The sequence below is a fragment of the Mesorhizobium montanum genome (assembly GCF_033977145.1).
GTDB lineage: Bacteria > Pseudomonadota > Alphaproteobacteria > Rhizobiales > Rhizobiaceae > Mesorhizobium > Mesorhizobium montanum.
Genome location: NZ_JAVIJF010000005.1, coordinates 15809 through 39770, shown reverse-complemented (window position 1 = coordinate 39770; position 23962 = coordinate 15809). Strand labels below are relative to the sequence as shown.

Below are 23962 nucleotides of genomic sequence, written 5' to 3'. Positions count from 1 at the left end.
ATTGCCATGCCCCAGCCAGATCTTGTCATTTTCGATTGCGACGGCGTGCTCGTCGATTCCGAAATCATCGCCGCGCGGGTCGAGGCCGAGCTGCTGACGTCGGCCGGGTTCGAGATCACGGCCGAAGAGCTTGCCGAGACCTATGCCGGCCTGACCTTCAAGGACATCATGCTGCGGGTCGAGGAAAAGTCGCAGATCCCGTTCCAGGCCTCACTGATCGACCGCGCCGAGGAGTTGGTCGACCGCAAGCTGCGCGCGGACGTGCGCATCATCGACGGCGCCCGCGAAGCGGTCGCCGCCGTCACCGCGCCGCGCGCCGTCTGCTCCAATTCGCGCACCGAGCGGGTCGAGTTCATGCTGGAGAAGGTGCGGCTGCTGCCGTTCTTCGCCGGCCGCATCTTTTCGGGGCTGGATATCCCCAGCAAGAAGACGAAGCCGGCGCCGGACGTGTTCCTCCATGCCGCCGAAAAGCTCGGCGCCAACCCGAAGAACACCTTCGTCATCGAGGATTCCGTGCATGGCATCGCCGGCGCCAGGGCGGCCGGCATGCGCGTCATCGGCTTCACCGGCGCGGGGCACAGCTATCCCGGCCATGCCGATGCGCTGACCGAGGCCGGCGCCGAAACGGTCATCCGGCGCTGGGCGGAACTCAACAGCACAATCGCCGCGCTGTCCGAGTGGTCCGAGGACGCCTAGAAGACTTGGGACGACGCCTACGCGCGCGTTGTCAGCGTCGAGAGTTGGTCGGTATCGTAGCGGTTTCGCAGATCGGCGAGCGCTTTTGGATCGGGCGCGCCCTGCGCCGCGAGTTTGGTGAGCTCTTCGAAATAATGCTCGTGGCCAGGCGGAGAAACGGTCATCAGGACGCGTGCCGGTTTCCCGCTGACATTCGTGATGTTGTGCGGCACTCCGGGCGGAATGAACAGAAAAGTTCCGGGCGTTGCGCGGATCGTCTTGTCGCCGACATGCCATACACACTCGCCCTCGAGCAGGTAGAATGTCTCCTCCTGCACCCGGTGAACATGCCGCCCGGTGGCGAACTCCGGTGGGATCGTCCAGTCGAACATGCTCGTGTGCTCGGTATTTTCGCCGGTCACGAGGAAAGCCATAGGATGACCACGCAGCATGATGCCCTTCTTCTCGTCGGGCATGCGGATGACGGCATCAGCGCTCATTTGATCCTCCTCTGACTGGGCGCTTACTTCTGGCAAGCATTCGTTCAACATCGGCCGTCCATGCCGGAAAGTCGTGAATCCGTTGCCAAAAATTTGCTAAAAGACTCGAATGACAGTGAGGGGCGACCTCTATCAGTTCGGCCCGTTCCGCCTCGATCCGGAGGCGGGCATTCTCTTTTACGGAGCCGAGCCAACGATGCTCGGGCAACGCGCCGTTGCGCTGCTGCGGCTGCTGATCCAGAACGCGGGCGTACCCGTGTCCAAGGACGCGCTGATCGAGGCCGGCTGGGGCGGATCGGCGGTTGCCGATAACAATCTGACGGTTCAGATCGCAGCCTTGCGCCGGGTACTGGCTGACGCGGCGAATGCCGCGAACTGGATCGAGACACTGCCGCGCCGCGGCTATCGCTATGTCGGACCGGCTGTCGCCCCGAACGTTCCCGATGCCTCGACTGCGGCCCGCGCCGAGTCGGCACCGAACTTGCCTGAAAAGCCCTCCGTCGCGGTCCTGCCGTTCTCGAACTTAAGCGGCGATCCGCAGCAGGAGTACTTTGCCGATGGGATGGTCGACGACATCATCACAGGCCTGGCACGCATCAAGTGGCTGTTCGTCATCGCACGAAACTCGACCTTCACATACAAGGGTCGCGCCGTAGACGTGAAGCAGGTCGGTCGCGAGCTTGGCGTTCGCTATGTCCTTGAAGGCAGTGTGCGCAAAGCCGGCGGTAGCGTGCGTGTTGCCGTGCAGATGATCGATGCGTCGACTGGTGTGCATATCTGGGCCGAGCGCTACGACCGCAGTTCCGACGACATCTTTGCGCTTCAAGACGAGATCGCGCTGGCAGCGGTGGGCGCGATTGCGCCAAGCGTGCGCAGAGCCGAAATCGAACGTGTCAGGCGCAAGCGTCCTGACAGTCTCGATGCCTACGATCTCGTGCTGCAGGCTCAGCCTGACGTGGATTCAGGGATGCCGGAGCAAGTGACCAGGGCGCTGGTGCTCCTCGAGCGCGCGATCGCACTCGAGCCCGCCTATGCGCTGGCGCATGGCAATGCCGCGATGTGCCACCATTGCCTGTTCCTTCGCGCCGGCCTGCAGGAGATAAACCGTGCGTCTTCGATTCGCCACGCTCGGGCGGCCCTTGTCCATGGACAAGATGATGCACTCGCCCTGACGTGGGCGGGCTTTTCCATCGGAATGGATGCGCACGATCGCGCCGCTGCGTTCGCGGCCTTGGAAGCCGCCCTCGCCATCAGCCCCTCATCGGCGCTGACCTACATCCTTGGCAGTGTCATTCTCGGATGGGGCGGCGAAGCGGAGCGCGCAATAGAATGGAGCGAGCAGGGTATGCGGCTAAGCCCGTTCGATTCGTGGGCGTGGGCTGCATTTGACGCGCAAGCAATGAGCCATTTGCTGCGCGGCCGCTACGAACAAGCTTGCCGTGCGGCCTACAAGTCTGTGCAAGCCAATCCGGCACATAGCATCACTTATGTGCAATTGACCGCCGCGCTGGCCAACCTTGGCCGATTGGACGAAGCGAAGGCGGCCGCCGCTCGCGTGATCGAGCTTCAGCCTGCCTTTCGCTACAGCCGTCAGTTTGCAGGCGTGAATTGCGCGCCCGCACTCGCGGAGGCGCTTGGCAGCGCGCTACAAGAGGCCGGATTGCCAGAGTAGCCTACGAACTGCAGGTTGGCCCAGCGATGCGCCGTTGTTTCCTGGCCCGCCTCAGTTCGTCACCGGAGCGCGTTTCTTCCTCTTGCCCTTGGACTTTTCGGCGGCCGGCGCCGGCGTGTTCTCGTCATAGCCGGCATAGGCCTGGTAGTCGGTCGCGCTGGGCTCCGGCACCACGACATTGGCATCGGTGAAGACGAACTGGGTTGCGGCCGAGGGATCGGTGACCTGCACCTGATATTGATGAAGCTGCGAATAAAGCACATCGTTGCCATGCTGGACGGCGATGCGGATCGGCATGGTGACGGTGCCGGGCGAGAACATCGGGCCCGGCACGACCTTGCCGGCAACGGCGATCTTCATCGTCAGTTGGCCGTTGGCGTGGGTGCAATCGCGCGTCGTGTCGGTGATCGAGGCCTGGTAGATGATCTTGGTCGGATCGTGATCGGGATCGACGGGCTGGCCGTTGGGGCCGGTCTGCGCGGCAGCGGCGGCAGCTGCCTCGGCCTCTGCATCGGCCGCGGTCTCGCCCTTCTTTTTCTTCGGCTTCGGCTTCGCCGTCGTGCCCTTGGCATAGGTGTTGAAGTAGGCGGTGCCGTCGCGCAGCGTCACCTTCGGGCAATAGGCGCGCAGTTGGCTGGCGAGTATCTTGGGATCCTGGGGCGGTGGCGGCGCGGTCGGATCCTTCTTGCCGAAACCGAGGTTCAGGATGCCATTGTCGCTCGATTGGCAGCCTGCGGCGGCAAGCATAAAGCCGGCGAGCGCCAGACCCGCGACAAGACGACGGTTGACCGAATAAAACGCCATGAAACTGCACTTCCCTCTCATAAAGCCGGTGACGTATAGCAACCGCGCGGCAAAAATGCGACTGATCCGGCTCGGAAAATTAACCAATTGCCGTGGATGACGCGACCGGCAGCAATGGGCCTTTTGCAATGGATTATGTGAGTACCCGCGGGGATGCCCCCGCGCTTGGATTCTCAGACGCGGTGCTGGCCGGCCTGGCGCGCGACGGCGGGCTTTACGTGCCGCGCGAATGGCCGCAGTTCTCGGCCGCCGAGATCCGCGCCATGCGCGGGCTTGCCTATCCCGACCTTGCCATTCGCGTCTTGACGCCGTTCCTCGGCGGCGAAATCGCGGCGCCCGTCTTCGAACGGCTGGTGCGCGAGGCCTACGCCACATTTCGGCATGAGGCCGTCTGCCCGCTGGTGCAGACCGGGAAAAACACCTTCATCCTCGAGCTTTTCCACGGCCCGACGCTGGCCTTCAAGGATGTGGCGATGCAGCTGCTCGCCCGTCTGATGGACCATACACTCGCCGAACGCGGCCAGCGCGCCACCATCGTCGGCGCCACCTCGGGCGATACCGGCGGAGCCGCAATCGACGCTTTCGCCGGCCGCGACCGCACCGACATCTTCATCCTTTTCCCGCACGGCAAGGTCTCGCCGGTGCAGCAGCGCCAGATGACGACGTCAAGCGCCGCCAATGTCCATGCGCTGTCGGTCGAAGGCAATTTCGACGATTGCCAGGGCCTGGTGAAGGACATGTTCAACGACCACGCTTTTCGCGACAAGGTGTCGCTGTCAGGCGTCAATTCGATCAACTGGGCCCGCATCATGGCCCAGATCGTCTATTATTTCTCGTCGGCGCTATCGCTCGGCGCGCCGGACCGGCCGGTCTCCTTCACCGTGCCGACGGGCAATTTCGGCGACATTTTCGCCGGTTACGCCGCCAAGCGCATGGGCCTGCCGATCGAGCGGCTGATCATCGCCACCAACGACAACGACATCCTGGCGCGCACATTGTCGAGCGGCGAATACCGTACCAAGGGCGTGTTCGCCACGACCTCACCGTCGATGGACATCCAGGTGTCGTCGAATTTCGAACGGCTGCTGTTCGAGGCGGCCGGCCGCAATGCCGAGACGGTGCGGCGCTACATGAACGGGCTGAAGCAGTCCGGCGCCTTCACCATCGAGGCCGGTGAATTGAAGCGCATCCGCGCCGAATTCGACGCCGGCCGCGCTACCGTCGACGAGGTCGCCTTGACCATCCGCGCGACGCTCGAAGCGAGCAATTACCTGCTCGACCCGCACACGGCCGCCGCTGTGCACGTGGCTGCCGCCCACGCTTCCGGTGCGGTGCCCATGGTGGTGCTCGGCACCGCGCATCCGGCGAAATTCCCGGCGGCCGTCGAGACCGCCAGCGGCATCGATCCTGTCCTGCCCGCTTGGCTCGACGGCTTGATGACAGCCGACGAAAAATACACGATACTTCCCTCCGACTTGAAAATGGTGGAAGATTACGTGAGCCGCCGCACGCGGGCGGCGCGTTAGGGAGTACTTGCCATATGGGTGTTGAGGTAAGCCGTCTGTCGAACGGCCTGACAGTCGCCACCGAAACCCTTCCAAGCATCGAATCGGTTGCCCTTGGTACCTGGGTGAAGTCGGGCGCCCGCAATGAGCGCGACGAAGAGCATGGCATGGCCCATCTGCTCGAACACATGGCGTTCAAAGGCACGAAGCGCCGCAGCGCCTTCGAGATTGCTTCGGAAATCGAGAATGTCGGCGGCGAGATCAACGCCGCCACCAGCGTCGAGACGACCTCCTACTATGCCAGGGTGCTTTCCGACGACGTGCCGCTGGCGGTCGATATCCTGGCCGACATCCTGCAGGAGTCCGAATTCGATTCGGAGGAGTTGGAGCGCGAGCAGCATGTGATCCTGCAGGAGATCGGCGCCGCGCACGACACGCCCGACGACATCGTCTTCGACCGCTTCACCGAGACAGCCTTCCGCCACCAGACCATCGGCCGTTCGATCCTGGGCACGCCGGAGACGGTCAAATCCTTCACCTCCAAACAGCTGCACGACTTCATCGAGCGCCAATACGACGCCGAGCGGATGGTGATCGTGGCGGCAGGCGACGTCAAACACGACAATTTCGTACGCGAGGTCGAGAAGCGCCTCGGCGGCTTCCGCGCCAAGGCGGCGGGCAATATCCCGCAATATGCGCAATATGTCGGCGGCGACTTCCGCGAGAACCGCGACCTGATGGATGCGCAGATCGTGCTCGGCTTCGAGGGCCGCGCCTACCATGTGCGTGATTTCTACGCCTCGCAGGTGCTGTCGATGATCCTTGGCGGCGGCATGTCGTCGAGGCTGTTCCAGGAAGTGCGCGAAAAGCGTGGCCTCTGTTACTCGGTCTATGCCTTCCACTGGGGTTTTTCCGACACGGGGATTTTCGGCGTGCATGCCGCGACCGGGCAAAGCGATATAGCCAAGCTGGTGCCGGTGATCATCGACGAATTGCAGAAGGCCGGCGAAAGCATTCTGCAGGAAGAGGTCGATCGCGCTCGGGCGCAGTACCGCGCCGGCCTCATCATGTCGGCCGAAAGCCCGGCCAGCCGTGCCTCGCAGATCGCCCGGCAACTGCTTTTGTTCGGACGGCCGATCGCCAAGGAGGAATTGATGGAGCGGCTTTCGGCGCTGACCGTCGAGCGGCTGACCGACCTATCCTCACGGCTGTTTTCGACCAAGCCGACACTTACCGCGGTCGGCCCCGTGGGCACGCTTGCGCCCTACGAGGCGATCCTCGAATCGCTCGCGGGTCCGCAGACGACGGCCCGCCGGCTGGCCGTCTGATCCTAAGCAGGTTCCGCAAAAGTGTCCCACGGTTTTGCGATCGAAACCTGCGAGAAACCAGGGAATCTAGGCAGATATTCGTGGGGCATCCCACGAATATCTGCCTAGAACAAGCGTCGTGTTCGCGCTCCCTTTCTTTCGCCGCGACCTGCCGGCACTGAAAGGTGAAAAGGTCACGCTGCGCGTGCCTTTGACCAACGACTACCGCGAATGGTCGGCCGTGCGCGGCGAAAGCCGCGCTTTCCTGGAACCCTGGGAGCCGCGCTGGCAGCCGGACGAACTCGACCGAGCCGCCTGGCGGTTGCGCATCGGCCGCTACCGCGAGGATTACGCGCAGGGCACGGCCATCGCCTTCTTCATCTTCGAAAAATCGAGCGGCAAGCTTGCAGGCGGCATCACGCTCGGCAACATCCGCCACGGCGTTGCGCAGAGCGGCCATATCGGCTACTGGATCGGCGAACGCTTCGGCGGCCGCGGCCTGATGACTGAGGCGGTCAAGCTGGTATCGCGGTTTGCCTTCGATACGCTGCGGTTGCACCGGATCGAAGCTGCCTGTATTCCCGAAAACGCCCGATCGATCCGCGTGCTTGAAAAAGCCGGATTCCGGCGCGAAGGACTGCTGCGATCCTATCTCAGGATCAACGGCATCTGGCAGGATCACTACCTCTACGCCCGGATCGCGGACGATCTGCCGGGCGATGGAACGAAGGGCTGATTGTGACGAATTTTTCGCGATTAGCGTCGCTGTTCGCCCTCATACTGGCGGTTATCATCACGTTTTCGGTGGCCATGCCGGCTTTCGCCGTCGAGCCGATCAAGATCGCGCGCGACGACAAGGCGCTGGACCTCTCCCGCGCCTTCGACCTCTACCCGAATCAGGGCGAGAATTTCCAGGTGTCGACCGCGCCCGGACCCGACGGCATCGTGCGGCGCATCGAGGTGGAAGCCAAGGACACGCGCTCGAGCGGCGACTGGGCCGTCTTCGCGCTCGCCAACACCACCGACCAGCAACTCGACCGGCTGATCGTCGCGCCGCATTTCCGCCTGGTGAATTCCGGAATCTTCTGGCCCGATCTCGGCTCGACGCGCATCGCCGCGATCACGCCCAGCGAGGGCTTCGCGCTCGACCGCCAGACAAGCCCCGACGCCGACGTCTTCCGGGTGACGCTGAACCCCGGAACGGTGGTGACCTTCATCGCCGAACTCGCCTCGCCGAAGCTGCCGCAGGTCTATCTTTGGGAACCGGATTCCTACAAGGATTCGGTCAATTCCTACACGCTGTTCCGCGGCATCGTCATCGGCATCTCCGGACTTCTGGCGCTGTTCCTGACGATCCTGTTCGTGGTCAAGGGGACCTCGATGTTCCCGGCGACAGCGGCACTTGCCTGGGCGGTGCTGGCCTATATCTGCGTCGACTTCGGCTTCCTCAACAAGATCATAGAGATATCGCCCGGCAACGAGCAGATATGGCGGGCGGGCACGGAGGTGGCACTTGCCGCAACCTTCGTGGTGTTCCTGTTCGCCTATCTCAACCTCAACCGGTGGCATGGCCATTTCAGCTATGGCGCGCTGGTCTGGATCCTCGGACTGCTGTTGATCGCGGGCGTGGCCATCGTCGATCCGGCGGTCGCGGCCGGCATTGCCCGCATCTCGTTTGCCGCCACCGCGCTCACCGGCCTCGGCCTCATCATCTTCCTCGGCATTCGCGGCTATGACCGGGCGATCATGCTGGTGCCGAGCTGGGTCATGGTTCTGTTATGGCTGTGCGGATCTTGGATGGCGATCACCGGCATGCTGGACAACGACATCGCACAGCCGGCGCTGGGCGGCGGGCTGATCCTGATCATCCTCTTGATCGGCTTCACGGTCATGCAGCACGCCTTTGCCGGCGGCGCGCTGCACCAGGGCCTGTTCTCCGATCTCGAGCGGCAGGCGCTCGCCGTTGCGGGCTCGGGCGACACCGTCTGGGACTGGGACGTGCTGCGCGACCGCGTGGTGACCAAGCCGGACATCAGCCTGCAGCTCGGCCTGGCGCCCAACAGCCTTGGCGGTGCAGCCCGCAACTGGCTGCCGGTGCTGCATGCCGACGATCGCGACACCTTCCGCACCACGCTCGACGTGGTGCTGGAGCACCGGCGCGGCAAGGTCTCGCAGAACTTCCGCCTGCGCGGCGCCGACGGCCACTATCACTGGTTCTCGCTGCGCGCCCGCCCGGTGATCGGCTCCGACGGCGAAGTGATCCGCTGCGTCGGCACCATGGTCGACGTCACCGAGCAGAAGAAATCGGAAGAAAGGCTGCTGCACGATGCCGTGCACGACAATCTGACCGGCCTGCCGAACCGCGAATTGTACATGAACCGGCTGGAGGCGATCATCTCGATCGCCCGCACCGAGGACAAGGTGCGCCCGACGGTCTTCATCATCGACATCGATCGCTTCAAGCAGGTCAATGACGGCCTTGGTATTTCCGCCGGCGACACCATTCTTCTGACCGTCGCGCGCCGGCTGCACCGGCTGCTCAAGCCGAAGGATTCGCTGTCGCGCTTTGCCGGCGACCAGTTCGCGCTGATGCTGCTTTCGGAGCAGGACCCTGCCCGCATCGCGGCAATCGCCGACGCCATCAAGCACGCGATCAACAATCCGATCACCTTCGCCAAGCGCGAGATCGTGCTGACCGCCTCGATCGGCCTGATCACCTGGACCACGGCGCAGACCTCGGCCGAGGACATGGTCAAGGACGCCGAGCTTGCCATGCACCAGGCCAAGCGCTTCGGCGGCGACAGGATCGAGCCGTTCCGGCCCGCCTTCCGCACCGTCGGCACCGACCGGCTGCAATTCGAATCCGACCTTCGCCGCGCCATCGAGCGGCGAGAGTTCACGCTTGCCTACCAGCCGATCGTGCGACTGGAGGACGGCAGCGTCGCCGGCTTCGAGGCGCTGCTGCGGTGGGACCATCCGCGCCGCGGCATGATCCCGCCGGGGGATTTCATCCCGGTCGCCGAGAATTGCGGTCTGATCGTGCAGCTTGGCCTGTTCGCCATGCAGCAGGCGGCCGAGGACCTTGCCGGCTGGCAGAAGCAGATCGGCGACGCGCCGCTGTCGGTCTCGGTCAACCTGTCCAGCCGCCAGCTCATCCGTCGCGATCTGGTGAGCGACGTCCGCTCCGTCATCGCGCGCGCCAATCTGAAGCCGCGCTGCTTCCGGCTCGAGCTCACCGAATCCCTGGTGATGGACAATCCCGAGCAGACCGCGCATGTGCTGGCCAAACTGAAGCAGCTCGGCATCGGGCTGTCGCTCGACGATTTCGGCACCGGCTATTCCTCGCTCTCCTATCTGACGCGCTTCCCCTTCGACACGATCAAGATCGACAAGAGCTTCGTCGACGATGCGACGCCGAAGCGCGCCGTGCTGCTCAAATCCATGGTCAACATGGCGCATGAGCTCGGGCTTTCGGTGGTGGCGGAAGGCATTTCGGACGAGAGCGATGCGCTGGAGCTGCGCCAGATGGGCTGCGAATATGTCCAGAGCTTCATGTTCGGCGCGCCGATGCCCGGCGACCAGGTGCTGAAGACGCTGCGAGAGCAGTATCCGCTGACGCAGGCCTGATCAGGTACGCCTGATGAGGGCGTCATTCTGATGGAGAAAGCAGAGCCCTCGGCGATTTGGCCGTGACATCCATCGCGTCGTCATCCTCGGGCTTGACCCGAGGATCCATTCCGTGACCTCCGTCATGGGACGCAACGGCGCAGAATTTGTAATCGTTGCAACGCCTTAGCGTCACGGCATGGATCCTAGGGTCTGCGCGCGTCGCTTCGCTCCTTGCTCCGCCCCAGGATGACGAAGGTGACGGCGGCCCCCGGCAAATTTCCAGCCGCTGATCTCACGCGTGCCCGGCGGCGGCGCTCAAATGGGCGAGGTCGATGCCGATCGAGGCGAGGATACGGTCGTATTTGCGCTCGATGTCGGTGTCGAACAGAAGCTCGGGCGTCGCCGGACAGGTGAGCCAGCCGTTCTCGGAAATCTCGGTTTCGAGCTGCCCGGCGCCCCAGCCGGAATAGCCGAGCGCCATCAGCGCATGACGTGGACCACGGCCGGTCGAGATGGCGCGCAGGATGTCGACGGTTGCGGTCAGGCAGATGTCGTCGGAGACGTTGAGCGAGGATTCCACACGATAGTCGCCGGAATGCAGCACGAAGCCGCGGCTGCGATCGACCGGGCCGCCATTGCGCACGACGAAATCGCGCGTATGCGCCGGCAGGCGGATCGCTTCCTGCTCGTTCATGATGCCGAGCTGCACAAGCAGGTCCGGAAACAGCATCTGCTGCGTCTGGTTGATGATGAGGCCCATCGCGCCCTCGTCGCTGTGGGCGCAGATATAGATGACGGAGCGCGCGAAGCGGTCGTCCTTCATGCCCGGCATGGCAATGAGGAACTGGTCGTCGAGGAAGCCGCGTCCGGCGGCCGCTTTCTTGTGTCGCAGCAAGTCCATGGGGGTGAGCGTAACGCGTTTCGGCAGCGCCGAAAAGATGGTGCCAGTGCCCGATGTAACGCAAATATGATACCGGGAGAGCGACGAAGTCATTGCGCGGCCAAGAACGGACGGTCAAATCACCGCCATGCGATACATGAAAATATTGGTTCTCGGCGTCGTTTTCGGATGGGCTACAGGCCTCCCGGCCGAGGCTTCCTCCTCGAACTGGTACAACTCAGAAGGCGGCAAGGTGCGGCTGGTGACCACCGGCAAGCCCGACGAGGCCGGCAAGATCCACGGCGTGCTCGACATCGCGTTGAAGCCCGGCTGGAAGACCTATTGGCGCGATCCGGGCGATGCCGGCGTGCCGCCGCAACTCGACATATCGGGCAGCACCAATATCGCCGACGCCCAATTGTCGTTCCCGCCGCCGCAGCGGCATGACGACGGCTATGGCAAATGGGCCGGCTACGATCGCCCGGTGTCGCTGCCGGTGACCTTCACGCTGTCTTCGCCCGACCAGCCGGCGACCATCGACGCCAATATTTTCCTCGGCATTTGCGAGACGATCTGCATTCCGGTGCAGACCCGGCTCAGCGTCGATCCCGCATCCGACCCGGACAACGCAACCGACGCGGCGCTGGTGAAAACAGCGCTTGCGACGCTGCCCTCTCCGGCCCGGTCCGATTTCGGCATCAGCGTGCTGTCCCGCGACCACGAGACGCTTGTCGTCCAGGCGCAGTCGCCCGCCGATCCGGCGTCCGTCGATTTCTTTATCGCCGGCGAGCGCGACTACATGCTCGGCGCGCCGGTGCGCAGCGAGAAGGACGGCAAGCTGCTGTTCACCGTGCCGATCCTCGACCGGCCATCGGCGACGCCGACCGATGGAGGACTGTACTACACGCTGACCAGCGCCGAGGGTTCGGTGGACGGGCGGCTGCCTTTCCCTTGATCCAGCGTCCCTTTGGGCCGCAATTCCAGACGGAAAACCGCCGCACACTTTCCTGGAATTGCTCTGAAAGGTTGCGGGAAACCGTCCGGTCCGGTATCGCAGGTATCGATCCTTCCCATCTCCCAAGCGAGGAACTCATGACCATTTCGGTTGGCGAAAAACTGCCCGAAGCGACCTTCAAGATGATGACCGCCGACGGCGCAAAGCCGATCACGGGAGATGAGATCTTCGCCGGCAAGAAGGTCGTACTGTTCGGCGTCCCCGGCGCCTTCACGCCGACCTGCTCCAACAACCACCTGCCGGGCTACCTCGAGAACCATGACGCCATCCTGGCGCGCGGTGTCGACACGATCGCCGTCGTTTCGGTCAACGACGTGCATGTCATGGGCGCCTGGGCGCGGTTCACCGGCGGCGAAGGCAAGATCCTTTATCTCGCCGACGGCAGCGGCGACTTCGCCAAGTCGGTCGGGCTCGACAACGATCTCTCCGCAACCGGCATGGGGCTGCGCTCGAAGCGCTTCTCGATGATCGTCGACGACGGCAAGGTCGTCGCGCTCAATGTCGAAACCAAGCCGGGCGTCGATGAAAGCGGCGCGGCAAAAATCCTCGAGCAACTCTGATGCTCGACACCCTCTGGCGCGCGGTGGCGATCGGCATCGGCGCCACGGTGTTCATGGATGTCTGGGCGATCGTCCTCAACAGGGCAATCGGCCAGCCGCTGCCCAAGTGGGGCATGGTCGGGCGCTGGGTCCGGCATCTGCCTGAAAGGGTCTTCCATGACGATATCGGCAAGACCGAGCCCTATGCGCATGAAACGGCGCTCGGCTGGGCCTTCCACTACCTGGTCGGCATCCTTTACGGCGTGATCCTGGTGGCGCTCGCGGGCGCAGGCTGGCTGGCGGCGCCGACATTCCTGCCGGCTTTCATCCTCGGCATCGTCACGGTCGGGGCCGGCTGGTTCCTGCTGGCGCCGGGCATGGGCGCAGGCTGGGCGGCATCCAAGCTCCCCAATCCGATGAAGGTGCGCGCGCTCAACCTTATGGCGCACACGGTGTTCGCGTTCGGCCTGTTTTCAACGGCGCTGCTGATCCGATAAGTCGTCAAAACAGACGGCTCCCGTTCACAAGCAAACGGCCGTTCGGCGCCGCTTCCGTCAACTTCTTCCGAGCCTTGCTTCGCAGGACGTGAAAATCCAAAGACTCTGGTTTCCCGCTAGCCTTACCTTCATCCCAGAGTCGCTGCAGCGGGTGCACGCCTTCTTGATCTAGTTCGCGCTTACCTAACCAACTTGGCGTCGGTACGCGCATGTCAGTAGCTCTGCGTCGAGCGGCGAGGCGCAGGCTTCCTGGGCGGAGCGCCTTCCGGCTTCGGCGCTGCTGCGGGCTTCGGCGCAGCTGACACCGCCGTGCCCTTCTTGAATGGTGCCATCCCTTCGCGCGCGAGTTCATCGGCGCGTTCGTTCTCAAGATGGCCGGCATGGCCCTTGACCCAGTTCCAGGTCACCTTGTGACGCCGGTTGGCCTCATCCAGCGCCTGCCACAATTCGCCATTCTTCACCGGCTTCTTGTCGGCGGTCTTCCAGCCGTTCTTCTTCCAGCCGTGGATCCATTTGGAAATGCCGTCCATGACGTATTTGCTGTCGGTGTGCAATTCGACCGCGCAAGGCTCTTTCAACGCGTTCAGCGCCGAGATGGCCGCCAGCAGCTCCATGCGGTTGTTGGTGGTCTCGGCCTCGCCGCCCGACAGTTCCTTGGTCTTGCCGTTGAAACGCAGGATGGCGCCCCAGCCGCCCGGCCCGGGATTGCCCGAGCAGGCGCCGTCGGTGAAGATTTCAACCTGCTTGGTCATGTCAGCCCGTATTCGGATGGCGATCTGATCGCGCGATGGAAGCGCATGCGGCGGATATATTCGGTCGGATCGCGCTTCATCACCAGCCCGCCGTCGGGAACAGTCAGCCAGTCATAAAGCCTTGTCAGCATGAAGCGCAGCGCCGAGCCGCGTGCCAGCATCGGCAGCGCCGCCTTCTCGTTGCCCGTGAGCGGCCGCACCGACTGGTAGCCGGCGAGCAGCGCCGCGCCCTTGGTCAAGTTGAAGGAAAAGTCCTTCTCGAAGCACCAGGCGTTGAGGCAAGTGGCGACATCATAGGCGTAGAGGTCGTCACAGGCGAAATAGAAATCGATCAGCCCCGACAATTTCTCACCGAGGAAGAAGACATTGTCCGGGAAGAGATCGGCGTGGATGATGCCCCGCGGCAGGTCGGCCGGCCAGTTGCGCTCGAGATCGCGGAAATCGGCATCGACCTCGGCCGCCAAACCCGGCTCGACCTCGTCGGCACGATCGCGGGAGGCGTCCCATAGCTTGCGCCAGCCGTCGATGGACAGCGCGTTCGGCCTTCTCATCTGAAAATCCTGGCCGGCGAGATGGAGGCTGGCGAGCGCCTTGCCGACTTCTGCGCAATGCGCGGCCGTCGGCCGCCTGAGCGACAGGCCCTCGAGGAAGGTGATGATGACGGCGGGCCGGCCGGCGAGCGTGCCGATGACGGTACCGTCATGCGCAGTGACCGGCAGCGGGCAGGAAATGCCTTTGCGGGCGAGATGCCCCATCAGGCCGAGAAAGAACGGCAGGTCGGCCTTGTCGACGCGCTTCTCATAGAGCGTCAGGATGTAGGAACCGGTCGAAGCGTGGACGAGGAAATTGGAGTTCTCGGTGCCTTCGGCGATGCCCTTGTAGGACAGCAGCTCGCCGACCGGATAGGCTTTCAGGAACGCGCCGAGCTCACCCTCGGTAACATCGGTGTAGACGGCCATCTGGCTTCACGCCGCTCCATTGACGAAGGCCATGTCGGCCGCCGTCAGTTCGACATCGCGCAGCACCCGCATCACCGGAAAATCCTCCGTTTCCGTGGCCGTGATGGCCAGATCGATGGTGACGTCGAAGCGCTGCCGGAACCCGTCGATGATCTCATCGACGATGATCTCCGGCGCCGAGGCGCCGGCCGACAGGCCGAGCGTCGAAATCCCGGCGATCTCATCCCACGGAATTTCTGCGGCGCGCTGCACGAGAAGCGACATCGCGGCACCGGCGCGCTCCGCTACTTCGACAAGACGGCGCGAGTTGGACGAATTGGGAGCGCCGACAACGAGGAAAAGATCGGCGCCGACCGCCGTCTCCTTCACCGCTTCCTGGCGGTTGGTGGTGGCGTAGCAGATCGATTCGGCGGCCGGCGCATGCAGTTCCGGGAACCGCTCGTCGAGCGCCCGGATGATGCCGGCGGTGTCCTCGACCGACAATGTCGTCTGGGTCACGAAACCCAGCGCCGAAGCGTCGACCGGCTTGAAGCACGCCGCGTCGGCCTCGGTCTCGATCAAGGTCACGGCGCCTTCCGGCAATTGGCCCATCGTGCCGATCACTTCCGGGTGCCCGGCATGGCCGATCAACAGCACATGGCGGCCGAGCCGCTGGTGGCGCATCGCCTGCTTGTGCACTTTGGAGACCAGCGGGCACGTGGCGTCGAGATAGAAGAGATTGCGCGCCTGAGCATCCGCCGGCACCGACTTCGGAACGCCATGCGCGGAAAAGACCACGGGCGACTGACGATGCTCCGGCGGAATCTCGGACAGTTCCTCGATGAACATGGCGCCGAGGCTCTGCAGCCCCTCGACGACATAACGGTTGTGCACGATCTCGTGGCGGACATAGACCGGCGCGCCGTATTTCTTCAGCGCCAGCACAACGATCTGGATGGCACGGTCGACGCCGGCGCAGAAGCCGCGCGGCTGGCAGAGCCTGATCGTCAGCGGTGGCTTTTTCTCAATCATGAATGCGGTGCCGGTTCAGTCGGATTCAAGAGCATGATGCCGAAAAGTGTGAAGCGGTTTTCGGACGACATCATGCTCTATCTCTTTGATCTAAAGCGCGTCGCGATGAAACGGATTCAGGCGACGCGCTTTAAGTCTTGTTTGATGCATGTCGTTATCCCAAAACCGCTGCGCACTTTTGGGCGACATGCATTAGGCGAAATGAGGTGCGTACCCCTGCCCTGTCAAGAGCGGCCGGCTTCACGCTGCCTTCGCCGGGCGGCGCAACCTGAGGATCAGCACGGCGGCGAGAGCCGCGGCCAGCCCGTACCAGGTGACGGCATATTGCAGGTGACTGTTCGGCAGATCGATGATGGTGACGCCGCCGACCGGCAGGCCGCCGGGATTCGGTGCCTTGTCGGCATCGATGAAGAACGGCACCAGCGCCGCTCCCGCCGGCAGTCCGGCGCTGGCGGCCATGACGTCGCGGTCCTTCCAGAAGAAGATATTCTTGGCGACATCGTTGTCGGGAAGCATCATCGAAGGCTTTGCGGGCAGCGGATTGCGGGCGAGCCCGGTCACCGTCACCTTGCCGGCAACCTCGCCCTGCTGGCGCCTGGCCGGATCCTTGAGGTCGTAGGGAACGAAGCCGCGGTTGACGAGCACGAAGCGGCCGTCCTCGAGTCGCAGGGGCGCATAGACGTTGAACCCGCTGTCGCCTTGCCAGGTGGAAAAGAAATGCCGCTCGCCCCGGTGCAGGAAAGTGCCTGTCACCGTCACCGGCGTGTAATCGACATCATGGGAAGCGGCGAATTCCTTCTCGACGTCGGCTAGAGCCAGCGGTGCGGAATGGGTGCGCTTGTCGATGGTCGCGAGCAGATCTTCCTTCCAGTGCAGGCGCTGGACCTGCCAGGTGCCGAGCCCGATCAGGATGACGAACAGGACAAGGCCGAGGCCGAGCAGCAGCGCCGAGCGCGGCCGCGAACGGCCGGCAACCAAACCGGGCGCCTCGTTCATTGGTTGGAATCCAGCCTGCCCTCAGCGGCTTTCCTCGAGTACTGCAAGGTGATCAGCACGCCCTTGATCAGGCGCAGCGCCGTCAGGCAGAGCACCAGCGCCAGCGGTATCCACAACATAAAGTGCAGCCAGAGCGGCGGGCTGAACGTAACCTCCATCCACAATGCAAGGCCAACGACGACGAAGCCGACGATCAGGATGACGAACACCGCCGGCCCGTCACCGGCATCGGCAAAGGAATAGTCGAGCCCGCAATTGTAGCAGCGCTTGCCGACGGTGAGGAAACCCGAGAACAGCTTGCCCTCGCCGCAGCGCGGACAGCTGCCGTGAAGGCCGGCCGAGATGGGATCGATGGGTGGCCAGATCGCCTTGTCTTCGCTCATGCAGGCATCCTAAAGCATTCTGAACAAAAGATAAGGCGGCCACGTCGCCGCAGCCGCCTTCGAAATTCCGGAAACCTTTATTCGTCCGACGCAATTGCTGGCGGAAAACCGCTACGCGCTTTCCTGGAATTGACCTGCTCAGTGGCCTTCGATCAGCGCGCCGTTCGAAGCCCAGACGTAGATCGCGCTGAACAGGAAGAGCCAGACCACGTCGACGAAGTGCCAGTACCAGGCAGCCGCCTCGAAGCCGAAATGCTGCTTCGGGGTGAACTCACCGCGCATCGCGCGCACCAGGCAGACCAGAAGAAAGATCGTGCCGATGATGACGTGGAAGCCGTGAAAGCCGGTCGCCATGAAGAAGGTGGCGCCATAGATCGAATCCTTGAACGCGAACGGAGCGTGCATGTATTCGTAGGCCTGCACCATAGTGAACAGCATGCCGAGGGCGACGGTCAGCACAAGGCCGTTGATCAGGCCCTTGCGGTCGCCGTGCAGCAGCGCGTGGTGCGCCCAGGTCACCGTCGTGCCCGATAAAAGCAGGATGATGGTGTTGTAGAGCGGCAGGTGGAAGGGGTCGAGGACCTCGAGGCCCTTCGGCGGCCAGACGCCGCCGGTGAAAGCGGTGCGGGCATATTGGTTTGCCTCGCCCGGGAACAGGCTGGCGTCGAAGAAGGCCCAGAACCAAGCGACGAAGAACATCACCTCGGAGGCGATGAACATGATCATGCCGTAACGCAGGTGCAGCGACACGACGCGCGTGTGGTGGCCCTCATGCGCTTCCTTGATGGTGTCCGACCACCAGGCGAACATCGTGTAGAGCACGATGATCAGGCCGATGAAGAACAGCCACGGATTGGCGATGTTGTGGCCGAAGACCGGGAAGTTGCCGGCCTTCAGGTACTGCATCAGGCAGACGCCGCCGATGGCGGTAATCAGCGCGCCGATCGAACCCAGGAAAGGCCAGGGACTCGGGTTGACGAGATGGTAGTCGTGTTGTGGTTTTGCGTGCGCGTCTGCCATATCAACCCCCGAGGCTTGCGTCGGAATCTGGAACTTTGTTGGTGCTGCCGCCGGCGGCCGGCGTGGACGAGGCGACCGGCTGTTTCTTTTCGACCGGAAACATCGTGTAGGACAAGGTGATTGTCTTCAAATCCTTGAGTTCCGGCACGTTGACGATGTCCGGATCGACATAGAACACAACCGGCATGTCCAGCGTCTCGCCGGGCTTCAGCGTCGTGTCGGTGAAGCAGAAGCACTCCACCTTGTTGAAATAGGCACCCGCCATTTCCGGCTGCACGTTGAACGAGGCGCGGCCGGTGATGGGCTGTTCGAACTTATTGGTGGCGCTGTAATGCGCCTGCGTCGTCTCGCCGATTTTCATCGTCACCGAGCGGGCGACGGGCTCGAACCGCCATGGAATGCCGTTGGTGTTGGCGTCGAAGCGGACGGTGATCTCGCGGTCCAGCACGCGGCCGGCATACTGTTTCTCGGCGCGCTGCGTCGTGCCGCCATACCCGGTGACCTGGCAGAACATCTTGTAGAGCGGCACCGCCGCGTAGGCCATGCCGACCATGCCGCTGAAGAAGGCAATGCAGACAGCCGCCACGATGCCGTTGTTCACCTTGCGGGGTTTGCTGCCGTCGCCGCTCATCGCCCGCCTCACATCAAACCCGAGCCGGTCAGGCTCGAACCATGGTGGCCGAAGCGCACGATGGTGGCGATGTAGAAGATGATGACAAGCGCCGCCAGCGCCACGCCGATGGCGATCGAGCGATTGCGGCGCGCCTTGCGCTGGCTCTCGGTCAGCGTGACCAGTTCGAGCTTCTTGTCGGCCACGATCATGCACCCCCCATCATGAAGGCGCGTCCGATCACGCAGTCGACGAGATAGACAGCGAAGATGGCGAAGAGATAGAGCAGCGAATAGCCGAACAGCGCCTTGGCCGGCTTCATCGCGCGGTCGTCATCGGCCATGCCCAGCACCTTCCAGGCATACCAGACGAAACCAGCGCCGAGCACGGCGGAAACCACGCCATAGCCGGCCGTGGTGTAACCGAGCGCCCAAGGCAGAACGCCGACCGGCGCCAGGATCAGCGCGTAGGCAAAGATCTGCCGGCGGGTCGAGGCTTGGCCGGCGACGTTCGGCATCATCGGAATCCCGGCACGGGCGTAGTCATCGGACTTGAACAGCGCCAGCGCCCAGAAATGCGGCGGCGTCCACAGGAAGATGATCAGGAACAGGATCAGGCTTTCGAGGCTGACCGACCCGGTCACCGCCGCCCAGCCGATCACAGGCGGGATGGCGCCGGCGGCACCGCCGATAACGATGTTCTGCGGCGTCCAGCGCTTCAGCCACATCGTGTATATGACGGCGTAGAAGAAGATGGTGAAGGCAAGAAGCGCCGCCGACAGCCAGTTGATCAGCACGCCCAGCGTCATCACCGACAGCACCGAGAGCACGAGGCCGAAGCTCAGTGCCTCGCCTGGCGTGACGCGGCCGGCCGGTACCGGGCGACTGGCGGTCCTGGTCATCACCGCGTCGATGTCGGCGTCATACCACATGTTGAGCGCGCCCGAGGCGCCGGCGCCGATGGCGATCGAAAGGATGGCGATCATCGCCAGGAGAGGATTGATGGCGACGGGTGCGGCGACAAGGCCGACAAAGGCTGTGAAGACCACCAGCGACATGACGCGCGGCTTCAACAGGGCGAAGAAATCGCCCGCGGTCGCTTCCGACATGCGAAAACCCGCTTCCTCCATCAATCTGTCTTCGGCAAGGGCCATGCGTACTTAAAGTCCATCATTCCGTTGGCCAAGACCGCCGGGCAAGCCGGCGGCCTCGTATTGTCGCGATACCGCCTACTTGATCCTCGGCAGCTGTTCCCACTGGTGGAAGGGCGGCGGCGAAGGCAGCTGCCATTCGAGTGTCGTGGCACCCTCGCCCCATGGGTTGGCGCCGGCCACCCGCTTCTTCTGGAAGGCCTCGAACACGCCGTAGAGGAAGATCGCAACCCCGACGGCCGAGATGTAGGAACCGTAGGACGAGATCATGTTCCAGCCGGCGAACGCATCTGGATAGTCGATGGTGCGGCGCGGCATGCCGGCGAGACCGAGGAAGTGCTGCGGGAAGAAGATCAGGTTGACGCCGACGAAGGTGACCCAGAAGTGGGTGTTGGCGATGACGGGCGAATACATGTACCCGGTCATCTTCGGGAACCAGTAGTACCAGCCGGCGAAGATGGCGAACACGGCGCCCAGCGATAGCACGTAGTGGAAGTGGGCGATGACGAAATAGGTGTCGTGCAGCGAGCGGTCGAGGCCGGCATTGGCGAGCTGGACGCCGGTGACGCCACCGATCGTGAACAGGAAGATGAAGCCCAGCGCCCACAGCATCGGCGGCTTGAAGGAGATCGAGCCGCCCCACATGGTGGCGATCCAGGAGAAGACCTTCACGCCGGTCGGCACCGCGATGACCATGGTGGCGAACACGAAATAGCGCTGCGTGTCGAGCGACAGGCCGGTCGTGTACATGTGGTGGGCCCAGACGATGAAGCCGACAGCGCCGATCGCGACCATGGCGTAGGCCATGCCGAGATAGCCGAACACTGGCTTCTTCGAGAAGGTCGAGACGATGTGGCTGATGATGCCGAAGCCCGGCAGGATAAGGATGTACACCTCGGGGTGGCCAAAGAACCAGAACAGATGCTGGAAGAGGATCGGATCACCGCCCTGATCCGGCACGAAGAAAGCGGTGCCGAAATTGCGGTCGGTCAACAGCATGGTGATGGCGCCAGCCAGAACCGGCAACGAGAGCAGCAGCAGGAAGGCGGTGATCAGCACCGACCAGGCAAACAGCGGCATCTTGTGCAGCGTCATGCCGGGGGCGCGCATGTTGAAGATTGTGGTGATGAAGTTGATGGCGCCGAGGATCGACGAGGCGCCGGCGATGTGGATCGAGAGAATCGCCAGGTCCATGGCGGGACCTGGCTGGCCCGATGTCGAGAGCGGCGGATAGAGCGTCCAGCCGCCGCCTGCGCCGAAGGCGCCGGGCGCGCTCGGCATGAACATCGAGGCAAGCAGCAGGATGAAGGCCGGCGGCAGCAGCCAGAAGGAGATGTTGTTCATGCGCGGGAACGCCATGTCCGGGGCGCCGATCATGATCGGCACCATCCAGTTGGCGAAGCCGCCGATGAGGGCCGGCATGACCATGAAGAAGATCATGATCAGCGCATGCGCGGTGCCGAAGGCGTTGTACATGCTCTTGCCACCGTCGATGGCGGCATCGCCATTCATGCCGTAGACCATCTGCGCCAGACCGGTGAAGATCTGGATGCCAGGTTCCTGCAGCTCCATGCGGATGACGACCGAGAGCGCGCCGCCAATGATGCCCGCGCAGATCGCGAAGATCAGGTAGAGCGTGCCGATGTCCTTGTGGTTGGTGGAATACACCCACCGGACCCAGCCATGATAGGGCTTGTGGTGGTGGTCGTCGTGAGCTGCAGCCTCTGCCATGTTCCGCTCCGTTCCCTAAATCTTGCTAACCCGCGGCATCAATTGCCGGCGGCCGCCACCTTGTTCGTGCCGTCGACCTCGGCCATCAGCGCCTTGTTGGCGCCGGGCAGGCTGGTCCTGGCGGCCTCCAGCCAGGTCTTGAACTGCGCGTCGGAGACAACGCGGATCGCGATCGGCATGAAGGCGTGATCCTTGCCGCAGAGCTGCGAGCACTGGCCGTAATAGAGGCCTTCCTTCTCGGCTTTGAACCAGGTCTCGTTGGTGCGGCCGGGAACAGCATCCACCTTGATGCCGAAGGACGGCATGGCGAAGGAGTGGATGACGTCGGCGGCCGTGACCAGCACGCGGGTCATGGTGTTGACAGGCACGACGAGCTCGTTGTCGACGGCGAGCAGGCGCGGATAGAGCTTGCGATCTTCCTTGCCGGCCGCGCCGCGGTCACCGTCCTGAAGGATCGCCGAGTTGAAGGTGAGGGCCTTGTCGACCTGGTATTCGTAGTCCCAGTTCCACTGGTTGCCGGTCGCCTTGACCGTGAGCTTGGCTTCTTCCGGCGGCGTGTACTGCGCGGTGAGCAGCCGGAAGGAGGGAATGGCGATGAGCAAGAGCACGATCACCGGCCCGACGGTCCAGATCACTTCGATCAGCGTGTTGTGGCTGGTCTTGGACGGCACGGGGTTGACGCTGGCGCGGAACTTAACGATGCAGGCCAGCAGAAGCACCAGCACGAGGATGGTGATCGGGACGATGAACCACATGGTGTAGTTACCGAACCGCTCGATCTGCCGCATCATGTCGGTCGCCGGCGCCTGGAAGCTCATCTCCCATTCCCGCGGCTGGTCGGCACGGGCGGCCGCACTGGAGAAGAGCACGGCCGAAGCTGCCGCACCTGCCAAGAATTCAGCGCTTGCCAGGAATTTCCTCATCGCCCTCTCGTCTCCACTTCCCGCGATCCGGTCGCACCAATAACGAACGATACCGGGATTGGGAATCCCGGTCTGTCCCTAGGGTGGTTCAAACCATACTCTATTTCCCTCCGCAAGAAAGGAGCGGAGGAAACCGTGCGGCATTTTTGCGCGCAAGCCGAAGGCCGTGTTCGGCGCTCGCCATGCTATATGCGCAACGGTCGCAATTCGGGCGAATTTGCTCTGGAAAAGCGCGCAATTGCCGGTATCGGGGCGGGCCGGCGACGGTCCCGTCCTTTACTTGGCCTTGTGGCGGCTTAAAGTGCCGTGATTCGCAATGGAGCCGTCATGACTTCCTGGCTTTCGAGAACCCTGGCGAAGGTCGTCCTTGCCGTCGCCTTGCTCGGTGTCGGCATAGCCGTGGGCGCCGCCGCCTCGCCGAACAATGCCGCTCCGCCCAGCGGCACGGTCAAGTCGACGCATGGCGCGTGGTCGATCATCTGCGATACGCCGGCGGGTGCTACCTCCGAACAGTGCGTGATGATGCAGAACGTCGTCGCCGAGGATCGTCCTGAAATGGGGCTTTCGGTCGTGGTGCTGCGCACCGCCGACAACAAGGCCGAGATCCTGCGCGTGCTGGCGCCGCTCGGCGTGCTCTTGCCCAACGGCCTCGGCCTCAATGTCGACGGCAAGGATATCGGCCGAGCCTATTTCGTGCGCTGCTTCCAGGACGGATGCTATGCCGAGGTGATCCTCGAAAAGCCGCTGCTCGACACGCTGAAGAGCGGCACTTCGGCCACTTTCATCGTCTTCCAGACGCCGGAAGAAGGCATCGGCATTCCCGTCGATCTCAAGGGCTTTGCGGAAGGCTTCGCCGCCCTACCTTGATCTTCTTGCCCATGCGCCGCCGCCGTTCCCGACGCTGAGGTCCGGTGGCGAATGCGCGCTGGCCGTCAGGAGGTTCAATGCGTGCGTCGCTACCCGTTTTCATCACCGGCCTGGCGCTGGCCGGCGCGGTTTCGGCCGCTCGGGCCGAGGATGCCGAAATCCTCCAGAAGCCTGACCCCACGGCGACCCTCGATATCGCCAGGGGCTTCGGCTCGGCCAAGATGGACAAGGACGACAATGGCGATCCGATGATTTCCGGGCGGATCGACGGCGTCAGATACGCAATCTATTTCTATGGCTGCGAAGACCACGAGAACTGCAAGTCGCTGCAATTCTCGACCGGCTACACCGACCCGCTCACCGCCGAGCAGGCCAATACCTGGAACAGGAAGTACCGCTGGGTGAAGGCCTATTCCGGCGACGGCTCGAATTTCAAGATGGATGTCAGCTTCGCCGGCGGCATCACCAGGGCCAATCTCGAGGAGCAGTTCTCCAACTGGGACTCGATGTCCAACAACATCAAGGATTTTCTCAACGGCAGGTGATGGCGGCAGCGC

General features: G+C 63.3%; 25 protein-coding genes. 11 read left to right on the top strand and 14 right to left on the bottom strand.

All coding sequences use genetic code 11. The annotated features are described in order from the left end of the window. Nucleotides 1-6: 6 nt before the first annotated feature. On the top strand, nucleotides 7-696 hold the full coding sequence (locus RFM68_RS08100; protein ID WP_320232204.1) for an HAD family hydrolase: 690 nt from the start codon (nucleotides 7-9) through the stop codon (nucleotides 694-696). A 17-nt stretch (nucleotides 697-713) separates the two neighbouring features. Here RFM68_RS08100 and RFM68_RS08095 read toward each other — a convergent pair whose 3' ends face one another. After that, entirely contained in the window at nucleotides 714-1175 is a 462-nt protein-coding gene (locus tag RFM68_RS08095; RefSeq protein ID WP_320232203.1) for a cupin domain-containing protein, read from the bottom strand. A 109-nt stretch (nucleotides 1176-1284) separates the two neighbouring features. Between RFM68_RS08095 and RFM68_RS08090 the strand changes: the two genes are divergently transcribed. Beyond that, complete coding sequence (locus RFM68_RS08090; protein ID WP_320232202.1) at nucleotides 1285-2847, top strand: winged helix-turn-helix domain-containing protein; 1563 nt, start codon at nucleotides 1285-1287, stop codon at nucleotides 2845-2847. Between the two features lie 51 nt (nucleotides 2848-2898). Here the strand turns inward: RFM68_RS08090 and RFM68_RS08085 are convergent, their stop codons facing one another. Beyond that, nucleotides 2899-3651, bottom strand: coding sequence for a hypothetical protein (locus RFM68_RS08085; RefSeq protein ID WP_320232201.1), 753 nt, complete (start codon nucleotides 3649-3651; stop codon nucleotides 2899-2901). Nucleotides 3652-3779: 128 nt separating this feature from the next. Between RFM68_RS08085 and thrC the strand changes: the two genes are divergently transcribed. The 4 genes from thrC (at nucleotide 3780) to RFM68_RS08065 (ending at nucleotide 10090) form a co-directional block, all read left to right on the top strand. Further along, nucleotides 3780-5177: a threonine synthase gene (thrC, locus tag RFM68_RS08080; protein WP_320232200.1), complete on the top strand. Its 1398-nt coding sequence runs from the start codon at nucleotides 3780-3782 to the stop codon at nucleotides 5175-5177. A gap of 14 nt (nucleotides 5178-5191) precedes the next feature. Then, a complete protein-coding gene (locus RFM68_RS08075; RefSeq protein ID WP_320232199.1) occupies nucleotides 5192-6484 on the top strand; it encodes a M16 family metallopeptidase in 1293 nt (430 codons plus the stop codon). 118 nt (nucleotides 6485-6602) lie between these two features. Further along, nucleotides 6603-7199, top strand: coding sequence for a GNAT family N-acetyltransferase (locus tag RFM68_RS08070; protein ID WP_320232198.1), 597 nt, complete (start codon nucleotides 6603-6605; stop codon nucleotides 7197-7199). A gap of 2 nt (nucleotides 7200-7201) precedes the next feature. After that, nucleotides 7202-10090, top strand: coding sequence for an EAL domain-containing protein (locus tag RFM68_RS08065; protein WP_320232197.1), 2889 nt, complete (start codon nucleotides 7202-7204; stop codon nucleotides 10088-10090). Between the two features lie 274 nt (nucleotides 10091-10364). On the opposite strand, the gene RFM68_RS08060 is transcribed toward RFM68_RS08065, so the two are convergent. After that, on the bottom strand, nucleotides 10365-10973 hold the full coding sequence (locus RFM68_RS08060; RefSeq protein WP_320232196.1) for a YqgE/AlgH family protein: 609 nt from the start codon (nucleotides 10971-10973) through the stop codon (nucleotides 10365-10367). A gap of 127 nt (nucleotides 10974-11100) precedes the next feature. Here RFM68_RS08060 and RFM68_RS08055 point away from each other — a divergent pair, with 127 nt between their 5' ends. The 3 genes from RFM68_RS08055 to RFM68_RS08045 all read left to right on the top strand — a co-directional run bounded on the left by RFM68_RS08055 (nucleotide 11101) and on the right by RFM68_RS08045 (nucleotide 13003). Next, nucleotides 11101-11907, top strand: a complete 807-nt coding sequence (locus tag RFM68_RS08055) for a protein-disulfide reductase DsbD domain-containing protein (RefSeq protein ID WP_320232195.1) — start codon at nucleotides 11101-11103, stop codon at nucleotides 11905-11907. A gap of 137 nt (nucleotides 11908-12044) precedes the next feature. Further along, nucleotides 12045-12527 carry a peroxiredoxin gene (locus RFM68_RS08050; protein ID WP_320232194.1) on the top strand — a complete coding sequence of 161 codons (483 nt, stop codon included), beginning with the start codon at nucleotides 12045-12047 and terminating at the stop codon, nucleotides 12525-12527. Further along, a complete protein-coding gene (locus RFM68_RS08045) occupies nucleotides 12527-13003 on the top strand; it encodes a DUF2938 domain-containing protein (protein ID WP_320232193.1) in 477 nt (158 codons plus the stop codon). The genes RFM68_RS08050 and RFM68_RS08045 overlap by 1 nt, the downstream gene beginning before the upstream one ends. 212 nt (nucleotides 13004-13215) lie before the next feature. Here the strand turns inward: RFM68_RS08045 and rnhA are convergent, their stop codons facing one another. The 11 genes from rnhA to coxB form a co-directional block, all read right to left on the bottom strand. Next, on the bottom strand, nucleotides 13216-13755 hold the full coding sequence (rnhA, locus tag RFM68_RS08040) for a ribonuclease HI (RefSeq protein ID WP_320232192.1): 540 nt from the start codon (nucleotides 13753-13755) through the stop codon (nucleotides 13216-13218). After that, nucleotides 13752-14714, bottom strand: a complete 963-nt coding sequence (locus tag RFM68_RS08035; RefSeq protein WP_320232191.1) for a homoserine kinase — start codon at nucleotides 14712-14714, stop codon at nucleotides 13752-13754. The genes rnhA and RFM68_RS08035 overlap by 4 nt, the downstream gene beginning before the upstream one ends. 6 nt (nucleotides 14715-14720) lie before the next feature. Further along, nucleotides 14721-15725 carry a 4-hydroxy-3-methylbut-2-enyl diphosphate reductase gene (ispH, locus tag RFM68_RS08030; RefSeq protein ID WP_320232190.1) on the bottom strand — a complete coding sequence of 335 codons (1005 nt, stop codon included), beginning with the start codon at nucleotides 15723-15725 and terminating at the stop codon, nucleotides 14721-14723. A gap of 240 nt (nucleotides 15726-15965) precedes the next feature. Further along, nucleotides 15966-16721, bottom strand: a complete 756-nt coding sequence (locus RFM68_RS08025; protein WP_320232189.1) for an SURF1 family protein — start codon at nucleotides 16719-16721, stop codon at nucleotides 15966-15968. After that, on the bottom strand, nucleotides 16718-17104 hold the full coding sequence (locus tag RFM68_RS08020) for a DUF983 domain-containing protein (RefSeq protein WP_320232188.1): 387 nt from the start codon (nucleotides 17102-17104) through the stop codon (nucleotides 16718-16720). Before RFM68_RS08020 ends, RFM68_RS08025 begins: the two co-directional genes overlap by 4 nt. A gap of 138 nt (nucleotides 17105-17242) precedes the next feature. Then, the gene (locus RFM68_RS08015) at nucleotides 17243-18124 is read right to left on the bottom strand and encodes a cytochrome c oxidase subunit 3 (protein WP_320232187.1); all 882 of its coding nucleotides are present in this window, start codon (nucleotides 18122-18124) and stop codon (nucleotides 17243-17245) included. 1 nt (nucleotide 18125) lies between these two features. Further along, nucleotides 18126-18755, bottom strand: a complete 630-nt coding sequence (locus RFM68_RS08010) for a cytochrome c oxidase assembly protein (RefSeq protein ID WP_320232186.1) — start codon at nucleotides 18753-18755, stop codon at nucleotides 18126-18128. Nucleotides 18756-18763: 8 nt separating this feature from the next. Further along, nucleotides 18764-18946, bottom strand: coding sequence for a cytochrome c oxidase system small membrane protein (locus RFM68_RS08005; RefSeq protein ID WP_320232185.1), 183 nt, complete (start codon nucleotides 18944-18946; stop codon nucleotides 18764-18766). Further along, a complete protein-coding gene (locus RFM68_RS08000) occupies nucleotides 18943-19887 on the bottom strand; it encodes a heme o synthase (RefSeq protein WP_320232184.1) in 945 nt (314 codons plus the stop codon). Before RFM68_RS08000 ends, RFM68_RS08005 begins: the two co-directional genes overlap by 4 nt. A 75-nt stretch (nucleotides 19888-19962) precedes the next feature. Beyond that, nucleotides 19963-21615 (bottom strand): cytochrome c oxidase subunit I, encoded by a 1653-nt coding sequence (ctaD, locus tag RFM68_RS07995; RefSeq protein ID WP_320232183.1) that lies wholly within the window; start codon nucleotides 21613-21615, stop codon nucleotides 19963-19965. A gap of 38 nt (nucleotides 21616-21653) precedes the next feature. Next, a complete protein-coding gene (gene coxB, locus RFM68_RS07990) occupies nucleotides 21654-22538 on the bottom strand; it encodes a cytochrome c oxidase subunit II (protein ID WP_320232182.1) in 885 nt (294 codons plus the stop codon). Nucleotides 22539-22865: 327 nt separating this feature from the next. On the opposite strand from coxB, the gene RFM68_RS07985 reads away from it, so the two are divergent. Both RFM68_RS07985 and RFM68_RS07980 read left to right on the top strand, forming a co-directional pair. Then, complete coding sequence (locus tag RFM68_RS07985) at nucleotides 22866-23405, top strand: invasion associated locus B family protein (RefSeq protein ID WP_320232181.1); 540 nt, start codon at nucleotides 22866-22868, stop codon at nucleotides 23403-23405. 77 nt (nucleotides 23406-23482) lie between these two features. Next, nucleotides 23483-23950, top strand: coding sequence for a YbjN domain-containing protein (locus tag RFM68_RS07980; RefSeq protein WP_320232180.1), 468 nt, complete (start codon nucleotides 23483-23485; stop codon nucleotides 23948-23950). The last annotated feature ends 12 nt before the right edge of the window (nucleotides 23951-23962 follow it).

Excerpts from the sequence above, each read along its gene's own strand:
- RFM68_RS08100 (WP_320232204.1), top strand. The coding sequence starts at position 7 with ATGCCCCAGCCAGATCTTGTCATTTTCGATTGCGACGGCGTGCTCGTC.
- RFM68_RS08095 (WP_320232203.1), bottom strand. The coding sequence starts at position 1,175 with ATGAGCGCTGATGCCGTCATCCGCATGCCCGACGAGAAGAAGGGCATC.
- RFM68_RS08090 (WP_320232202.1), top strand. The coding sequence starts at position 1,285 with ATGACAGTGAGGGGCGACCTCTATCAGTTCGGCCCGTTCCGCCTCGAT.
- RFM68_RS08085 (WP_320232201.1), bottom strand. The coding sequence starts at position 3,651 with ATGGCGTTTTATTCGGTCAACCGTCGTCTTGTCGCGGGTCTGGCGCTC.
- thrC (WP_320232200.1), top strand. The coding sequence starts at position 3,780 with ATGGATTATGTGAGTACCCGCGGGGATGCCCCCGCGCTTGGATTCTCA.
- RFM68_RS08075 (WP_320232199.1), top strand. The coding sequence starts at position 5,192 with ATGGGTGTTGAGGTAAGCCGTCTGTCGAACGGCCTGACAGTCGCCACC.
- RFM68_RS08060 (WP_320232196.1), bottom strand. The coding sequence starts at position 10,973 with ATGGACTTGCTGCGACACAAGAAAGCGGCCGCCGGACGCGGCTTCCTC.
- RFM68_RS08055 (WP_320232195.1), top strand. The coding sequence starts at position 11,101 with ATGCGATACATGAAAATATTGGTTCTCGGCGTCGTTTTCGGATGGGCT.
- RFM68_RS08050 (WP_320232194.1), top strand. The coding sequence starts at position 12,045 with ATGACCATTTCGGTTGGCGAAAAACTGCCCGAAGCGACCTTCAAGATG.
- RFM68_RS08045 (WP_320232193.1), top strand. The coding sequence starts at position 12,527 with ATGCTCGACACCCTCTGGCGCGCGGTGGCGATCGGCATCGGCGCCACG.
- rnhA (WP_320232192.1), bottom strand. The coding sequence starts at position 13,755 with ATGACCAAGCAGGTTGAAATCTTCACCGACGGCGCCTGCTCGGGCAAT.
- RFM68_RS08035 (WP_320232191.1), bottom strand. The coding sequence starts at position 14,714 with ATGGCCGTCTACACCGATGTTACCGAGGGTGAGCTCGGCGCGTTCCTG.
- ispH (WP_320232190.1), bottom strand. The coding sequence starts at position 15,725 with ATGATTGAGAAAAAGCCACCGCTGACGATCAGGCTCTGCCAGCCGCGC.
- RFM68_RS08025 (WP_320232189.1), bottom strand. The coding sequence starts at position 16,721 with ATGAACGAGGCGCCCGGTTTGGTTGCCGGCCGTTCGCGGCCGCGCTCG.
- RFM68_RS08020 (WP_320232188.1), bottom strand. The coding sequence starts at position 17,104 with ATGAGCGAAGACAAGGCGATCTGGCCACCCATCGATCCCATCTCGGCC.
- RFM68_RS08015 (WP_320232187.1), bottom strand. The coding sequence starts at position 18,124 with ATGGCAGACGCGCACGCAAAACCACAACACGACTACCATCTCGTCAAC.
- RFM68_RS08010 (WP_320232186.1), bottom strand. The coding sequence starts at position 18,755 with ATGAGCGGCGACGGCAGCAAACCCCGCAAGGTGAACAACGGCATCGTG.
- RFM68_RS08005 (WP_320232185.1), bottom strand. The coding sequence starts at position 18,946 with ATGATCGTGGCCGACAAGAAGCTCGAACTGGTCACGCTGACCGAGAGC.
- RFM68_RS08000 (WP_320232184.1), bottom strand. The coding sequence starts at position 19,887 with ATGGCCCTTGCCGAAGACAGATTGATGGAGGAAGCGGGTTTTCGCATG.
- ctaD (WP_320232183.1), bottom strand. The coding sequence starts at position 21,615 with ATGGCAGAGGCTGCAGCTCACGACGACCACCACCACAAGCCCTATCAT.
- coxB (WP_320232182.1), bottom strand. The coding sequence starts at position 22,538 with ATGAGGAAATTCCTGGCAAGCGCTGAATTCTTGGCAGGTGCGGCAGCT.
- RFM68_RS07985 (WP_320232181.1), top strand. The coding sequence starts at position 22,866 with ATGACTTCCTGGCTTTCGAGAACCCTGGCGAAGGTCGTCCTTGCCGTC.
- RFM68_RS07980 (WP_320232180.1), top strand. The coding sequence starts at position 23,483 with ATGCGTGCGTCGCTACCCGTTTTCATCACCGGCCTGGCGCTGGCCGGC.